Origin of the sequence: Billgrantia gudaonensis, assembly GCF_900100195.1 — a bacterium.
Classification (GTDB): Bacteria; Pseudomonadota; Gammaproteobacteria; order Pseudomonadales; family Halomonadaceae; genus Halomonas; species Halomonas gudaonensis.
In genome coordinates this window covers 65,172-81,046 of record NZ_FNES01000003.1, presented here as the reverse complement: position 1 = coordinate 81,046, position 15,875 = coordinate 65,172, and the positions used below count along the sequence as shown (strand labels likewise).

13 protein-coding genes and 3 tRNA genes are annotated in these 15,875 nt (G+C 66.7%); 11 read left to right on the top strand and 5 right to left on the bottom strand.

Going from position 1 to position 15,875, the window contains the following annotated elements:
- Positions 1 to 64 precede the first annotated feature (64 nt).
- Positions 65 to 676 carry a TetR family transcriptional regulator gene (locus BLP96_RS04355; protein ID WP_089683518.1) on the top strand — a complete coding sequence of 204 codons (612 nt, stop codon included), beginning with the start codon at positions 65 to 67 and terminating at the stop codon, positions 674 to 676.
- A 69-nt stretch (positions 677 to 745) separates the two neighbouring features.
- On the opposite strand, the gene BLP96_RS04350 is transcribed toward BLP96_RS04355, so the two are convergent.
- A tRNA-Thr gene (locus BLP96_RS04350) sits at positions 746 to 821 on the bottom strand.
- 41 nt (positions 822 to 862) lie between these two features.
- A complete protein-coding gene (locus tag BLP96_RS04345; protein WP_089683516.1) occupies positions 863 to 1,678 on the bottom strand; it encodes an acyl-CoA thioesterase in 816 nt (271 codons plus the stop codon).
- 67 nt (positions 1,679 to 1,745) lie between these two features.
- Between BLP96_RS04345 and tadA the strand changes: the two genes are divergently transcribed.
- Positions 1,746 to 2,222, top strand: coding sequence for a tRNA adenosine(34) deaminase TadA (tadA, locus tag BLP96_RS04340; protein ID WP_089683514.1), 477 nt, complete (start codon positions 1,746 to 1,748; stop codon positions 2,220 to 2,222).
- On the opposite strand, the gene BLP96_RS04335 is transcribed toward tadA, so the two are convergent.
- Positions 2,217 to 4,199 (bottom strand): GGDEF domain-containing protein, encoded by a 1,983-nt coding sequence (locus BLP96_RS04335; protein WP_089683513.1) that lies wholly within the window; start codon positions 4,197 to 4,199, stop codon positions 2,217 to 2,219. The genes tadA and BLP96_RS04335 overlap by 6 nt on opposite strands.
- A 12-nt stretch (positions 4,200 to 4,211) precedes the next feature.
- The gene (gene mltF / locus BLP96_RS04330; protein ID WP_089683511.1) at positions 4,212 to 5,675 is read right to left on the bottom strand and encodes a membrane-bound lytic murein transglycosylase MltF; all 1,464 of its coding nucleotides are present in this window, start codon (positions 5,673 to 5,675) and stop codon (positions 4,212 to 4,214) included.
- A 156-nt stretch (positions 5,676 to 5,831) separates the two neighbouring features.
- Between mltF and purL the strand changes: the two genes are divergently transcribed.
- Positions 5,832 to 9,779, top strand: a complete 3,948-nt coding sequence (gene purL / locus BLP96_RS04325) for a phosphoribosylformylglycinamidine synthase (protein ID WP_089683509.1) — start codon at positions 5,832 to 5,834, stop codon at positions 9,777 to 9,779.
- Positions 9,780 to 9,872: 93 nt separating this feature from the next.
- Here the strand turns inward: purL and BLP96_RS04320 are convergent, their stop codons facing one another.
- On the bottom strand, positions 9,873 to 10,388 hold the full coding sequence (locus tag BLP96_RS04320; RefSeq protein WP_089683507.1) for a hypothetical protein: 516 nt from the start codon (positions 10,386 to 10,388) through the stop codon (positions 9,873 to 9,875).
- Positions 10,389 to 10,782: 394 nt separating this feature from the next.
- On the opposite strand from BLP96_RS04320, the gene BLP96_RS04315 reads away from it, so the two are divergent.
- The 8 genes from BLP96_RS04315 (at position 10,783) to BLP96_RS04280 (ending at position 15,679) form a co-directional block, all read left to right on the top strand.
- Complete coding sequence (locus BLP96_RS04315; protein WP_089683504.1) at positions 10,783 to 11,025, top strand: DUF4160 domain-containing protein; 243 nt, start codon at positions 10,783 to 10,785, stop codon at positions 11,023 to 11,025.
- Complete coding sequence (locus BLP96_RS04310) at positions 11,009 to 11,257, top strand: DUF2442 domain-containing protein (RefSeq protein ID WP_089683502.1); 249 nt, start codon at positions 11,009 to 11,011, stop codon at positions 11,255 to 11,257. Before BLP96_RS04315 ends, BLP96_RS04310 begins: the two co-directional genes overlap by 17 nt.
- A 105-nt stretch (positions 11,258 to 11,362) precedes the next feature.
- Positions 11,363 to 12,286 (top strand): segregation and condensation protein A, encoded by a 924-nt coding sequence (locus BLP96_RS04305; protein WP_089683500.1) that lies wholly within the window; start codon positions 11,363 to 11,365, stop codon positions 12,284 to 12,286.
- Positions 12,283 to 13,155: an SMC-Scp complex subunit ScpB gene (scpB, locus tag BLP96_RS04300; protein ID WP_089683498.1), complete on the top strand. Its 873-nt coding sequence runs from the start codon at positions 12,283 to 12,285 to the stop codon at positions 13,153 to 13,155. The genes BLP96_RS04305 and scpB overlap by 4 nt, the downstream gene beginning before the upstream one ends.
- A complete protein-coding gene (gene rluB, locus BLP96_RS04295; RefSeq protein ID WP_089683496.1) occupies positions 13,152 to 14,009 on the top strand; it encodes a 23S rRNA pseudouridine(2605) synthase RluB in 858 nt (285 codons plus the stop codon). The genes scpB and rluB overlap by 4 nt, the downstream gene beginning before the upstream one ends.
- Positions 14,010 to 14,081: 72 nt before the next feature.
- Positions 14,082 to 14,157 (top strand) — tRNA-Lys (locus BLP96_RS04290).
- Between the two features lie 35 nt (positions 14,158 to 14,192).
- Positions 14,193 to 14,268: transfer RNA gene (locus BLP96_RS04285), tRNA-Lys, on the top strand.
- Positions 14,269 to 14,431: 163 nt separating this feature from the next.
- Complete coding sequence (locus BLP96_RS04280) at positions 14,432 to 15,679, top strand: tyrosine-type recombinase/integrase (protein ID WP_089683495.1); 1,248 nt, start codon at positions 14,432 to 14,434, stop codon at positions 15,677 to 15,679.
- The last annotated feature ends 196 nt before the right edge of the window (positions 15,680 to 15,875 follow it).

Sequence of the window (15,875 nt, the reverse complement as noted above, 5' to 3'; positions counted from 1 at the left end):
CGGATGCAGCGACTTTGCCATCCATCGATGCAAAAATGGCCGTGGAGACCGGCAGGGGAGAGAAATGACGAGACGCAAACAAGAGGCCGAGAGAACGCGCGAGACCATTCTCGATGCCGCCGAGGCGACATTTCTCGAACAGGGCGTCTCGCGCACGACGTTGGCGCACATCGCCGCGGCAGCGGGGGTGACGCGTGGCGCCATCTATTGGCACTTCGAAGACAAGGAAGCCCTGTTCGATGCCTTGCTGGAACGGGTGCGCATTCCCATCGACGAGATCGTCGATCATGCCGACGATGGCACTCAGGCCTCGCCGATGGAGTCGGTGCGGGCGATCGCCCAGAGCGCGCTGACGCGCATCTGCGACGACCGACAGTTGCAGCGCGTGGCCACCATCGTCTTCCACCGCTGCGAGAAGCTCGAAGACCGCCATCCGCGCATCGGCACGATCACTCGCCTTTCCCGGCATGCCCAGGACCGGGTGGAAGCGATCTTCGAACAAGCGCGCGACCAGGGCCAGCTGCGCGCCGACCTGTCGCCGACCACCGCGTGTCGCCAGCTGCACTCGTTCCTGATCGGTGCCTGCTTCGATTGGCTGCAGGACACGACGCAATACTCATTGGCCGATGAACGCGACAGCATGGTCGAAACCCTGATGCGCGGCCTGGCGGCCTGAGGCGAGACGCTGGCGAATGCTAACGGCCACCGCGCCGATGCACTAAGTGGCCGTCGTCATTGATTTTTCTGGTGCCGCAAAGTGGACTCGAACCACCGACCTACGCATTACGAGTGCGTTGCTCTACCAACTGAGCTATTGCGGCAGTGGCGGCATGATAGCGCCGCCGCGACGTTGCTGCCAAGCTTACTCGCGCATCCTCGTCAGCCCTTCCTGAGCGGTCGAGGCGACCAGCCGGCCCTGGCGGTCGTACAGGCTGCCGCGGGCGAAGCCGCGTGCGCCGCCGGCCCAGGGGCTGTCCATGTCGTAGAGCAGCCACTCGTCGATACGCACGTCGCGATGGAACCACAGCGCATGATCGAGACTGGCGATCTGCAGCCGCGGGTCGCGGAAGGTGACGCCATGGGGCACCAGCGCCGTGGTCAGCAGATTGAAGTCCGAGCTGTAGGCGAGCAGGTAGCGATGCAGCGCCGGGTCGTCGGGCAGCTCGCCGGTGAGCCGGAACCACAGCCGCTTGCGCGCCGGCTGGCCGGGTTCGGCCTCGTCGCCCAGGTGCAGAAACTCGATGGGGTGGCCGGGGAAGCGTTCCAGGCGCGCCTCGGCGGCATCGCTCAAGTCCTCCGGCAGTGCCACGTCGGGCATGGCGGTCTGGTGCTCGAGGCTCGTTTCCTCGCCGTGGAAGGAGGCGCTGCAGAAGAAGATCGGGCGCCCCTTCTGGATGGCGGTGACCCGGCGGGTGGTGAAGCTGCCGCCGTCGCGAACCGCATCGACCTGATAGACTACCGGGCGGTGTGGGTCGCCGGGGCGCAGGAAGTAGCCGTGCAGCGAATGGGCGCGGCGCGTCGGGTCCACCGTATGGGTGGCGGCGGAGAGCGCCTGGCCGAGTACCTGGCCGCCGAACAGCTGGGGCAGGCCGAGATCCTGGCTGGCGCCACGAAACAGGTTCTCCTCCAGCTCCTCGAGGCCGAGCAGGGCGACGAGCGCATCAAGGGCGTCGGACATGGACGGCTCCTCAGGGGGTTATCATACGGTTGTTTCAAGACTTTCAGGATACACGGAGTCGGCGTCGATGCGCAGCGACGAATTCTACATGCACCGCGCGCTGGACCAGGCCCACCAGGCTCTGGCGGCCGGAGAGGTGCCGGTGGGAGCGGTGGTGGTGGACGACCGCGGCGAGATAGTGGGTGCCGGCTACAATGCGCCGGTGTCGAGTCACGACCCCAGCGGCCATGCCGAGATACGGGCGCTGCGCGATGCCGGCCAGCGGCTCGGCAACTACCGCCTGGACGGCTGCACCCTCTACGTGACCCTGGAGCCGTGCCTGATGTGCACCGGCGCGATCATCCATGCGCGACTGGCCCGCGTGGTCTACGGTGCCGCCGAGCCGCGCACCGGGATGGTCGAATCGAAAGCCAACCTGTTCGTCCAGCCGTGGCACAACCACCGGGTGGCGGTCGAGGGAGGCGTGCTGGCCGGCCGTGCGGCGCGGTTGATCAAGACCTTCTTCGCGGCGCGGCGCGACGGCTCGACGCCGGATGCCTCATGACGGCGCCGAAAGGTCGAGCGGCCGGGCGGTGCGAACGCGGTTGCGCCCTTCGTGCTTGGCACGGTACAGGGCGTCGTCGGCCGCCTGCATCAGTACGGCGACATCCAGCGGGCCGGCAACGAGGGTCACCACGCCGATGCTCACCGTCAGCGCGCTGCCGTCGTGGTGGTGCAGGTCGGCCTGCTCGAGTCTGCGGCGAATGACTTCGGCGATCGCCTCGGCCTCCTCGAGCGGGACGCCCGGCAGGCAGGCCACGAACTCCTCCCCGCCGTAGCGCGAAAAGAGGCCCTCATGGGGCTCCACCGCGGCCTGACCGATCTGCCCGAGCCGATTCAGGAAGCGGTCGCCGACCAGATGGCCATGGTGGTCGTTGATGCGCTTGAAGTGGTCGATGTCGCAGATCAGCACGCTGAGCGGCCGGCTATCGGCATGGGCCCCGAGGGTCTCCATGAACAGCCGCCGGTTGGGTAGCTGGGTCAGCTCGTCGTGACGGGCCAGCCATTCGACTTCGCGCTGCAGCTGGGTACGCGTGCGAATCTCCCGGCGCAGGTCGCTGTTGGCCACGTGAACGCGACGGTGCTGGCGCTCCAGGGTGCCGTAGGTATACAGCACCAGGTAGAGCAGAATCGCCAGCGTCAGGCCGACGATGAGGCTGACGGTGGGATAGCGGGTCTGCCGTGCCAGCAGGCTGGCCTGGCTGGGCTGCATGGTCAGGGTCAGCGGCCGGTCGGCGATGTCCAGTTGGGTGGTGTATTGCCAGGGCCCCAGCAGGGCGTCGGGCCCGCGCCGGGCGAGGACCTGGCCGCCGGTTTGCAGCGTGAAACGGGCCTGCCGGACGTCCACGCTTTCGAAGAGGGTTTCGGCCAGCCTCGGCAGGCTCATGGCCATGGCGACGGCGCCCAGGGTGCGCCGTTCGGCACCGACGACGATGGGCAGATAGTGAATGATGCCGGGCTCGCCCTGCAGCAGTTCGATCACCTCGGTGCGTCCGGCACGCTGGTGTTCCAGCGCCTGACTGACGGCGGCCCGACCGGCCGGCTGGGCGTCGTAGAGCCGGGCCCCGAGGGCGCGCTGGTTGAGGCCATTGGGTGGGTGTACGCGCAGGATGCGGCTGTCGGGATCCACGAAGGCAATGTTGAGGATGTAGCGGAAGTCGCGATGGTAGGGCGCCGCCTGGTTGGCCCAGTCGAGGCGACCGGGCAACTGGTCGAAGAGCGTCCAGATGTTGGCGAAACGCTCCATGGCGTCCAGATGGGCGTCGATGTCACGGGTCAACTGCTCGGCCAGGGCCTGTCCCTCCGCTTGAACTTCGGCGTGCAGCGTTCTGTCCGTGGCGCTCTTCTGTTGATGCCAGAACAGCAGTGTCAGGCTCGCCAGGACCAGGGAGGGCCACAGCGAGCGGCGCAGCGTGAGGTCGCTGGGCCGCCAGTGCGACAACGCACCGAGGAGCTGCCCTCCCAGCAGCAACCAGAGCATCGACTGGTGGTTCAGGTCCCCCGCATAGCGCAGCAGGTGCATGTCGTCGGGCGCATAGTGTTCGCCCAGCTGGATGGCCAGCAGCATGGCGGCGCTGCCCAGCAGCAAAGGCCCGCCCAGGGCGGCGCGGGCATGCGTGAGTATGCCGGTGGCCTGAAGCGACAGGGTGAGGGTGACCAGCAGGGCCGGGCGCCAGGCCTCGAGGCCCAGCTCGGGAGCGAGCCAATCGCTAAGACGATTCCACGCGCGCAGCGAAATCCAGTGCTCCGGTAGCATGTAGCTGAGCAGGATGACCGCCAGGACCGTCATGACAACGGCGGCCAGCACCTGGCCGATGAGGCGCCAGCGCAGCATCAGCAGCAGTTGCGCCACGGCCACGCAGGCGATGAGCAGCGGCTGGACGAGGGCATGGGCCGGAGCGAGCCGGGTTACCGCTTGCACCATGGCCAGCAGAGCCAAGAGCAATGCCGCGCTGGTCAGGAGAAACGCAAAACGGCGCATGGCGGAGACCTTCTACAAAATGGGCGGTACGCTCTCGAACTTGCTGACGCTGTCGCCATCTTCCGGTATGCCGTCGAGCTGCAGGAACTGCTGTTGGTTGCGGTCCAGGTAGCTGAGAATCTCGTAATAGCGACGGATGTTGCGCACGTAGATCACCGGCTCGCCGCCGCGCGCATAGCCGTGCCGTGTCTGGCTGTGCCATTCGCGCTGCTGCAGCAGCGGCAGGGCTTCACGCACGTGGGTCCAACGGTCGGGGTCGCCGCCGCGCATCTCGGCGATTTGGCGAGCGTCGTAGAGGTGCCCGAGCCCCACGTTGTAGGCAGCCATGGCCATGAACAGTCGGTCTTCTCCTGTTATCGACTCGGGCAGGCGGGACTTTAGGGACCGCAGATAGCGGGCACCGCCATCGATGCTTTGGGCCGGGTCGAGACGATCGTCCACCTCCATTTCGCCGGCTGTGGGCAGGGTCAGCATCATCAGTCCGCGCACGCCGGTCGGCGAGGTGGCCTCCGGATCCCAGTGCGATTCCTGATAGCCCAGGGCGGCCAGCAGCTTCCAGTCGAAGCCGGTGTCGCGAGCGGCTTCGCGGAACAGGGCTTCGTAGTCGGGTAGCCGCTCGCGCGCGTGCTGGATGAAGGTGCGTGCGCCAACGTACTCCAGATAGTCGTCGTGGCCGAAATGGCGGTTCACCAGCGAGTCCAGGGTGCCCTCGGCGCGCATCTTGCTCAAAAAGCGATTGGCTTCCTGCTGCAGCGCCAGGCCCCCGCGTGCGGGAAAGGCCCAGGCCATCGAGAGCGGAGAGCCCAGAGTGAAGCCGTCTTCCACGCCGGGGAAGAAGAGGCGGTTGATGCGAAACTGGTGCTCGTAGACCACGGCGGCGTCCAGATTGCCGCTCTCCACCTGGCTGAGCAGTTCGGCGACCTCCACGTCGTCGGATTCCCACCAGCTCAGGTCGGGATGCTCGGTCTGCAGCTCGCGCAGCACCCGGTCGGCGCCGGAGCCGCGGATGGTGCCGATCTCGAGGCCATCCAGGTCGTCGAATTCGGTCACCGGCGGCAGGCCGCGGCGATAGACCAGCAAGGGCTGCAGGTCGAAGATGGCCTGGCTGAAGATCACGCCTTCGCGATCGAGATCGAGGGGTAGCGCGGCAGCGCCCAGATCGCCCTCGTTGCGAACCGTTTCGAACACGCTGTCGATGTGGTGGCTGGCGTCCAGGTCCAGGCTGACGCCGAGGTGATCGGCGAAGCGTCGCACCAGATCGTATTCGAAGCCGGTGGGACCGTGGCGGCCCTCGTAGTAGGTGGTGGGGGTGTTGCGGGTGTGCACGCTGAGGAAATCGCGCGCCAGCACCGCCTCCAGCAGCCCATCGGAAGGCGGCGCGGGGCGGTATGGAATCAGGCACAGCGCGGCCGACGCCAGCAAAACGATGGCGCGGCGCAGGCGGCCCGGCGTGAAACGGCTCGAGAATCCAGGCATGCAGGCGATGTTCGGCGATGAGAGCCTCACCTTAACGGCCCCCGCGGCGGCTGTCATCTGCCGCATTTCGCGTGCCCCCCGCTTTCCAGTATCATGTCGCCTCTGTCAGCCGTTCGCGGCGCCCCCTTCCTTCGCTTGCTTCAGAGGCTTCAAGACATGCTCGAACTTCGAGGCGCGCCCGCCCTTTCCGCCTTTCGTCACGCCAAGCTATTGGCTGCCCTGCGCGCGCGAGTTCCCGAGGTTGAGTCGCTCCATGCCGAGTACGTGCACTTCGTGGACCACGACGGCGAGCTGTCGGCCGATGCCCGGCGTCTGCTCGACCAACTGCTCGACTACGGGGCTCACCCGTCACATTCCGCCAGCGAGGCCCGGTCGCGGGAGGGGCAACTGCTGCTGGTGGTGCCGCGCATCGGCACCCAGTCGCCGTGGTCTTCCAAGGCCACCGACATCGCGCATGGCTGCGGTCTTTCCGCGGTGCGGCGCATCGAACGCGGCATCGCCTACCGGGTGGCCCTCGATGCGCCGATGTCCGAAGCCGCCTTCACGGCCATCGTCGCCACCCTGCACGACCGCATGACCGAATCGGTGCTCACCGATGCCAGCGATGCAGCCAAGCTCTTCGCCCACCACCAGCCGGCCCCGCTGGGCCAGGTTAACGTGCTCGAAGGCGGGCGCGAAGCGCTCGAAACGGCCAACGGCGAGCTGGGCCTGGCGCTGGCCGAAGACGAAATCGACTACCTGGTGAGCGCTTTCCAGGAGCTGGGCCGCAACCCCAGCGACGTCGAACTGATGATGTTCGCCCAGGCCAACTCCGAACACTGCCGGCACAAGATCTTCAACGCCGACTGGCGCATCGACGGCGAAGCCCAGCCGCATTCGCTGTTCGCGATGATCAAGAACACCTACCAGCAGTCGCCCGGCGACATCCTCTCCGCCTACAGCGACAACGCCGCGGTGATCGAAGGCACCGAGGCACCGCGCTTCTTCCCGGCACCGCTCACCGGCCGGGAAGGCGAGCGGGCCAGCTACGCCGCCCGGCACGAGCCGATTCCCATCCTGATGAAGGTGGAGACCCACAATCACCCCACCGCCATCGCCCCGCATCCGGGCGCGGCCACCGGCGCCGGCGGCGAGATCCGCGACGAAGGCGCCACCGGCATCGGCGGCAAGCCCAAGGCGGGGCTGACCGGCTTCACCGTCTCCAACCTGCGCATTCCCGAGTACGTGCAACCCTGGGAAGCCTTCGACTACGGCAAGCCCGAGCGCATCCAGTCGGCGCTCGAGATCATGCTCGAAGGCCCCATCGGCGGTGCCGCCTTCAACAACGAGTTCGGCCGTCCCAACCTCGCCGGCTATTTCCGCACCTACGAGCAGGACGCCCTGGGGGCGGACGGCATCGAGCGGCGTGGCTACCACAAGCCGATCATGCTCGCCGGCGGCTACGGCAACATCCGCGCGGGGCACGTCCAGAAGGGCGAGATCCCCGTCGGCGGCAAGCTGATCGTGATGGGCGGCCCGGCGATGCTGATCGGTCTCGGCGGCGGCGCGGCCTCCTCCATGGCCTCGGGCGCGTCGAGCGCCGATCTCGACTTCGCCTCGGTGCAGCGCGACAACCCCGAACTCGAGCGCCGCGCCCAGGAAGTCATCGACCGCTGCTGGGCGCTGGGCGAGGCCAACCCCATCCGCTTCATTCACGACGTCGGCGCCGGCGGGCTCTCCAACGCCCTGCCCGAGCTGGTCAAGGATGGCGGCCGCGGCGGCCGCTTCGAACTGCGCGACGTGCCCAATGCCGAACCGGGCATGAGCCCGCTGGAGATCTGGTGCAACGAGGCCCAGGAGCGCTACGTGCTGGCGGTAGCGCCGGAAGATCTCGCCACCTTCGAAGCGCTGTGCGCGCGCGAGCGCTGCCCCTACGCCGTGGTCGGCGAGGCCATCGAGGCCCACCGGCTCAGCGTGCACGACGGGCACTTCGACAGCACGCCGGTGGACCTGCCGATGAGCGTACTGTTCGGCAAGCCGCCCAAAATGACCCGCGAGTTCTCCCGCGAAGAGCGCCTGCTGCCCGGCGTGATGCTCGACAACCTCGACCTGCGCGAGGCCATGGAGCGGGTGCTGCGCCTGCCCGCCGTGGCCTCCAAGAGCTTTCTGATCACCATCGGCGACCGCTCCATCACCGGCATGGTGGCCCGCGACCAGATGGTCGGCCCCTGGCAGGTACCGGTGGCCGACGTCGCGGTGACCACGGCCAGCTTCGACACCCACGCCGGCGAAGCCATGGCCATGGGCGAGCGGCCACCGGTGGCGCTGATCGACCCCGCCGCCAGCGCTCGCCTGGCAGTGGCCGAAGCGATCACCAACCTGGCCGCCGCCCCCATCGCCAAGCTCGGCGACATCAAGCTCTCCGCCAACTGGATGAGCGCCGCCGATCACCCCGGCGAGAACCAGGCGCTGTTCGATGCCGTGCATGCCGTGGGCATGGAACTCTGCCCCCGGCTGGGCATCGCCATTCCGGTGGGCAAGGACTCCATGTCCATGCGCACCGCCTGGCAAGCGGAAAACGACAAGGGCGAGACCGAGGAGAAGAGCGTCACCTCGCCGCTCACCCTCGCCGTCACCGGCTTCGCGCCGGTCACCGACGCGTTGAAGACCCTGACCCCGCAGATCAATCTGGAGCAGGACGAATCCGACCTGCTGCTCATCGACCTGGGCGGCGGCCAGAACCGCCTGGGCGGCTCGGCGCTGGCCCAGGTCTACGGCCAGGTGGGCGATGTCTGCCCCGACCTCGACGACCCCGAGGACCTTCAGGCCTTCTTCGCCGTCATTCAGGGGCTCAACGCCGAAGGCAAGCTGCTCGCCTACCACGACCGCAGCGACGGCGGCCTGCTGGTCACCCTGCTGGAAATGGCCTTCGCCGCCCACGCCGGTCTCGAGATCAAGCTCGACTGGCTGATCGACGAGCCGGTCGAAGCGGTGGACGCGCTGTTCGCCGAAGAGCTCGGCGCGGTGATCCAGGTGAACCGCCAGCACACCGAAGCGGTGCTGGCGCAGTTCGCCGCCGCCGGCATCGAAACCTGCGGCGTCATCGCCCGCCCGCGCTACGACGACCAGGTGCGCGTCACCCTCTTCGAGGAGCCGCTGCTCGAGACCACGCGGCTGCTCACCCAGCGCACCTGGGCCGAGACCAGCTACCGCCTGCAGGCGCTGCGCGACAATCCCGACTGCGCCAAGAGCGAATTCGACGGCCTGCTCGACGACCGCGACCCGGGGCTTTCCGCGCAGCCCACCTTCGATGTCGATGAGGACATCGCCGCGCCCTATTTCAATCGGACCCGCCCGGCGGTGGCGGTGCTGCGCGAGCAGGGCGTCAACGGCCAGGTGGAAATGGCCTGGGCTTTCGACCGTGCCGGCTTCGAGGCCGTCGACGTGCACATGAGCGACATTCTGGAAGGCCGCGTGACGCTGACCGAATTCCAGGGGCTGGCGGCCTGCGGCGGCTTCTCCTACGGCGACGTGCTGGGCGCCGGCGGCGGCTGGGCCAAGTCGGTGCTGTTCAACGCGCGTGCCCGCGAGCAGTTCGCCGCCTTCTTCGACCGCGACGACAGCTTCGCGCTGGGCGTGTGCAACGGCTGCCAGATGCTCGCCCAGCTCAAGGGCCTGATCCCCGGTGCCGAGGCCTGGCCGCGCTTCGTGCGCAACGAGTCGGAACAGTTCGAGGCCCGGACGGCCATGGTGCAGGTGGAGAAGAGCCCTTCGATCCTGCTGGCCGGCATGGAAGGCTCGCGCCTGCCCATCGCCGTGGCGCATGGCGAAGGGCGCGCCGAATTCCGCGACAGCGCTCATCTGCGGCGCATGCAGGGCGGCGGCCAGGTGGCCCTGCGCTACGTCGACAACCATGGCCAGGTCACCACCCGCTACCCGGCCAACCCCAATGGTTCGCCCTCCGGCATCACCGGCCTGACCACCCCCGACGGCCGGGTCACCATCATGATGCCGCACCCCGAGCGCGTGGTGCGCGCCGTCACCAACTCCTGGCGCCCGGCCGAGTGGACCACGGACGGCGCCTGGCTGCGCCTGTTCCGCAATGCGCGGGTGTGGGTCGGCTGATCTTGGCTGGCGTCACTGGTGGCAGGCATTCTGCCGGGCCCGCCACGGGCAGCGCTTTGCTGCCCGTGGCGGGCAGTTCGCCCGCTCGACCGTTCAACCGACCGAGGCGCGATAGCGCAGGTCGTCGCTGGAGCTCAGGTATTCCTGAAGCACATCGCACTCGGCGCGTTTCTGCTTGATGATGGCCGTCAGGGTCGGATGGAAAGCCGGAACGGCGCTGGCCATCTGCAGGTGTTCGTAGAAGCGCCGCGAATAGTCGGCATCGGCCACTGCCTGATGCAGCGTGTCGATGGCCATGCCGTAGTGGCTGATGAAGCCGAAGGGAGAAGCGGCGTGGCGCGTCTCGACCGCCGGCCTTCGGTCGCTGCCGTCGAATGGCGTGGCTTCGGTTTCCTGCTGGCGTGCCGCATGGCGAAGCGTGTCCAGGCGCTTCTCGCATTCAATGCCCAGCGAGGCCATCAAGCGGCTGATGGCGGTATTGAAAGTGAGAAAGCCGAAAGCGAGTCGGCGGTAGCGCGCCAGCTCGTCGCCTTCATGGGCTTTGGCGAGGGCCAGCAATTCATCGCATTGAAAGACCAGCCGGGCAGCTGTGGCAGATGGAGTCGGCATGGTGGCCTCCTTCGAGTCGGAATTCGGTGTCGTCCCCCGCGTTAGAGGCGAATGTTGACCCTTAGCGATGGCAATTTCATGACGTCGGTCAATTCGAAACGGCGTTTATCGGTTTGTACCAGACGATTGGTTGCCGGCGTATGAGACGGCTCGTGCGCGCCGAGGGATCATCGACAGACCGTGGCGTGCAGGCCTAAGTTAGTGTTAGGTAATGCCTGTAGCCAAGGTCGACATCCATCAATGTGGATAATTGACTGACCGGCTGTGGAACAGAAGGGGGCCGCCCCAGTTGGTACCAAGATGTCACCAGTGATCTGTGCGACAGTTGAGATTTGGAGCCGTTGCGGGATTTCGTGCGGTCAAACAAGCGAGGGGGTTACGACAGGGGAGAGTCATGCCAACCGTTCTGCGTCTGGATGGGTACAAATTTTTCTTCTACTCGGATGAGGGCGACCCGCGTGAACCACCACATATACACGTTTTCAAAGCGGGGGCAGAGGCCAAGTTTTGGCTCGTGCCGGAGGTGCAGCTGGCCCGCAACGATGGTTTCGATGCCAAATCGCTGCGTAACATCACTACACTGGTCGTGAAGCATCGCAAGACACTGGAGGAAGCCTGGTATGACTACTTCGCCTAAGCGCGTGACGTTCGATGCAGACAGCTTCTGGGTCGAACTTAGCGATGGCCGTATCATAGGGGTGCCGCTCGCGTGGTATCCACGTTTGTTGAATGCTACGCCGGAGCAGCTTCGTGATCATGAGCTCAGCCCTAGAGGGATTCATTGGGATGAGATCGACGAAGACGTGTCTGTCGAGGGTATCTTGGCGGGGCATGGTGATATGACTCGCCATCGACAAGCCGTGGCGTAGCAGGCATCGAGCCGGGGTGGCTGGCTCGTGAGTCGGCGCTGTCTACCTTGCCGCCATCTTGCTAAACTGGCGCGTTGATCCTGCGTACCCGGAGAGGTCAGCCGCGTGAGCGCCACCCCCGATACCGCCAGCCCCGAGCATTCCACCGCAGCGACCCAGCAGGTCGAGGCGCTGGGGCGGCTGTTCGACGAGCCGATCACCCAGCTGCCCGACGATCTCTACATCCCGCCGGAAGCGCTCAAAGTGTTCCTCGAGGCGTTCGAGGGCCCGCTGGATCTGCTGCTCTACCTGATCCGCCGCCAGAACCTGGACATCCTGGCCATCGACGTGGCCGCCATCACCCACCAGTACATCGAGTACGTGGAGCTGATGAAGGCGATGGAGATCGAACTGGCCGGCGAGTATCTGCTGATGGCCGCGATGCTCGCCGAGATCAAGTCGCGCACCTTGCTGCCGCGGCCGCCCAAGGAGGGTGGTGACGACGAAGAAGAGGACCCCCGCGCCGAGCTGATCCGTCGTCTCCAGGAGTACGAACAACTGAAGAGCGCCGCCGAGGCGCTGGCCGAGCTGCCGCGCCTGGGCCGCGACTGGTTTCCGGCCCGCCCGGGCCTGCCGCCGCTGGAAGCGCGGGTCATCCACCCCGAGGTGGAGCTCGACGAGCTGCTCGGCGCACTGGCCGGCATTCTCAAGCGTGCCGAACTCAACCAGACGCACCACATCGCTCGCGAAGCGCTCTCCACCCGCGAGCGCATGCTGGGCATCATGGAACGGCTCTCGCGGGAGCGTTTCACCCCCTTCGAGGCGCTGTTCACCCTGGAAGAGGGGCGTGCCGGAGTCATCGTCACCTTCATGGCGATTCTCGAACTGGCCAAGGAAGCGATGATCGAAATCGTGCAGAATGCCCCGCTCTCGCCGATCCACGTTCGCGCGCGGCTGGATGAGCAGGAACCGCTGGAAGCGGTGGAACCGGAAGAGGGCGAAGCCGGCGAAAGTCCCTTCGCGGAAGACGAGGGAGAGGCGCCGGCATGACGGCCATGGAATATCCCGAAGCGCTGGACGAGATCGTCGAGGCGGCCCTGCTCGCCGCCGGCGAACCGCTCGACCTCGACCGGCTCGAGACGCTGTTCGACGATCACGAGCGCCCGCCGCGCAGCGCCCTGCGAGAGACCCTGTCGCGGCTCGCCACGCGCCACCAGCGCGGCGCCATGGAGCTGCTGGAAACGGCCTCGGGCTACCAGCTGCGCATTCGGCCGCGGCTCTCCGCCTGGGTGTCGCGGCTATGGGAAGAACGCCCCCAGCGCTACTCCCGCGCGCTGCTCGAGACCCTGGCGCTGATCGCTTATCGCCAGCCGGTCACCCGTGCCGACATCGAAGACGTGCGCGGCGTGTCGGTGAGCAGCTCGATCATGCGCACCCTGGCCGAGCGCGGCTGGATTCGCGTGGTCGGCCATCGCGACGTGCCCGGCCGTCCCGCGGTCTACGCCACCACGCGGGCTTTTCTCGACGACTTCGGCCTCAAGACGCTCGACGAACTGCCGCCGATGCACGAGCTCAAGGGCCTCGACGACAGCGACTACGAACGCGAAGAGGCACCGCCGCCGCCGCAGAGCGAACTGCTGGCCCAGGCCGACGAATCGCCGGAAGAGGCCGCGGAGACAGAGGCCGCTGGCGTGGCGCCGCAACATGACGAAACCCCGGAGGCGGCGGTCGATGCCGACGCCCCCACCGCAGCGGCCGACACGGCCGATGCGGAACACGCCGAGACGGCGTCCGAAAGGCCGACACTGAGCTTCGCCGATCTCGAAGCGCGCCTGGCCGAACGTGCCCGCTCCAGCGTCGACGAAGACGGCGGAGCGGGGGCGGAATCCACCCCCGATGAGACACCCGACGACTCATGAGCACCACCACGGAAAAACTGCAGAAGGTTCTGGCCCGCGCCGGACTGGGTTCGCGGCGCGAAATGGAAGCCGCCATCGCCGACGGCCGCGTCAAGGTCAACGGCAAGGTGGCCACCCTCGGCGACCGCATCGCCATGCACGACAAGGTCGCCCTCGACGAGCGCCCCGTGACCCTGCGTGGCGCCGAAGAGACGCCGCGCCGCGTGATCATGTACAACAAGCCCGAGGGCGAGCTGTGCACCCGCAAGGATCCGGAAGGGCGGCGTACGGTCTTCGACCGCCTGCCGCGCCTCAAGGGCGAACGCTGGATCGCCATCGGCCGGCTCGACATCAACACCAGCGGCCTGCTGCTTTTCACCACCGACGGCGAGCTGGCCAATCGGCTGATGCATCCCTCGACCCAGATCGAGCGCGAGTATGCCGTGCGCGTCATGGGCGAAGTCACCAAGGAACAGGTGGTGGCCATGGTGGAGGGCGTCATGCTCGAGGATGGCCCGGCGCGCTTCACCGACGTTCAGGAGTTCGGCGGCGAAGGCATCAACACCTGGTTCCATGTGGTCATCACGGAAGGGCGCAACCGTGAGGTGCGCCGCCTGTGGGAGTCCCAGGGGCTGACGGTGAGTCGCCTCAAGCGAGTTCGCTACGGCAATATCTTCCTCGACAAGCGCGCCAAGGCAGGCGAGTGGGTGGAGCTCTCCCAGGAGGAGGTCGACGACCTGGCGACTGCCGCCGGCCTGCCATCGCGCAAGGTGCCGGAGCTCACGCCGGACGAGAAGAACCGCTGGAGCCGCGACAAGCACAAGCGCAAGCCGGTACAAGCGATGCGCCAGCCCAAGGGGCGGAAAAGCCGCTAAGGGCTTCGACCAAGGGCAAAAAAGCGCTTGCCTTCACGGGGGCGGATCAGTAGTATCTGCACCCGTTCGGAGGGGTCGTTAGCTCAGTTGGTAGAGCAGTTGGCTTTTAACCAATTGGTCGTAGGTTCGAATCCTACACGACCCACCATCCGAACCTGAGACATGGCCACCGTGCCGTGTTGCGGGTCGTTAGCTCAGTTGGTAGAGCAGTTGGCTTTTAACCAATTGGTCGTAGGTTCGAATCCTACACGACCCACCAGTTATAGGGTTCAGGTCTTCCCAAGAAGCACCAAAAACCCAGCAAGAAAGCGCCTTCGGGCGCTTTTTTGTTGTCTGGGGTTCCCGCTCGTTCCCTTGACATACCGCCGTCAGCGGGGGCATCTATGGGGGCAGATCCATGCCCCCTGCCCGAGGTGCCCCCTATGGCGACGATCAATAAGCTGACCGCGACCGCGGTTCGCAACGCCCAGCCCCGAGAGAAGACCTACAAGCTGTCGGATGGTGGGGGCATGTACCTGGAAGTGACGCCGAGTGGGGGCATGTACTGGCGGCTGAAGTACCGCTTCCATGGCAAGGAGAAGCGCCTGGCCATCGGCGTCTATGGCGAGGGCGCCGGCAAGGTTTCGCTCGCCCAGGCCCGCAAGGCCCGCGACGACGCCAAGGAGCTGCTGGCCCAAGGGCTGGACCCCAGCACCGCCAAGCGGCTCGCCAAGGAGCAGGGCAGGGCAGCCGCCGAAAGCACCTTCAAGGCGGTGGCGACCGAATGGCTCGAGCACATCCACAAGCATGAGGTGGTGCCGGCCCACTACGCCCGAAACAAGCGCCGCCTCGAGCGCGACATCTTTCCGACGCTGGGCAGCCGGCCAGTGGGCGATATCACCCCGCCTGAGCTGCTGGACTGCCTGCGCAAGGTCGAGAAGCGCGGCCACCTCGAGACCGCCTCGAGGATCAAGACCGTGTGCGGCCAGGTTTTCCGCTACGCCATATCCATCGGCAAGGCCCAGCGTGATCCTGCTGCCGATCTGCGCGGCACCCTGCGCCGGGGCAAGACGCAGCACTTCGCCGCCATCACCGACCCCAGGGAGATACCGCCACTGCTGCGGGCCATCGACGGCTATGGGGGCACGCCTGTGGTGGTGGCAGCCCTCAACCTGTCGCCGCTGCTGTTCGTGCGCCCTGGCGAGCTCCGCCATGCCTGCTGGGGAGACTTCGACCTCGAGGCCGCCACCTGGTCATTCCAGCCGAGCAAGAACGCAGACCCCCTTATCGTGCCGCTGCCCCGGCAGGCGGTGCAGATCCTCAGCGAGCTGCATGGGCTCACCGGCCCCGATGGCTTCGTGTTCCCGAGCGTGCGCGGCCCGTCACGCCCGATCAGCGACAGCACCTTGGGCGCTGCCTTGGACGTGCTCGGCTACAAGAACCGGATGACCGCCCACGGCTTCCGCGCCATGGCCCGTACCATCCTGGCCGAGCGGCTTGGCTACCCGCCCGAGTACATCGAGCAGCAGCTCGCCCACAAGGTGCGCGACGCCAATGGTCGCGCCTACAACCGGACCAAGTTCCTCGAGCAGCGCAGGGAGATGTTGCAGAGCTGGGCGGACTACCTGGACGCGCTGCGTGAAGGCGCCGACAACGTGGTGCCGATCCGCGTAGTCGAGGGGGTGGGCTGAGACTTCAGCGTGCCCAGCGGAAGACCGGCGGCCACCCTCTGCGTTCGCAATCGGGAAAAATGAACCTTTTTTCCGGGGGTGTTGCGGAGGTAGTGGAGGCGGGCCGGTTGCGGATGTTGCGGATTCTGCGGAAAGCCGCATTCTAGAGCGGTTTGGCGGTTGCGGACGAGTTGCGGACGAGTTGCGGATAAGGCTG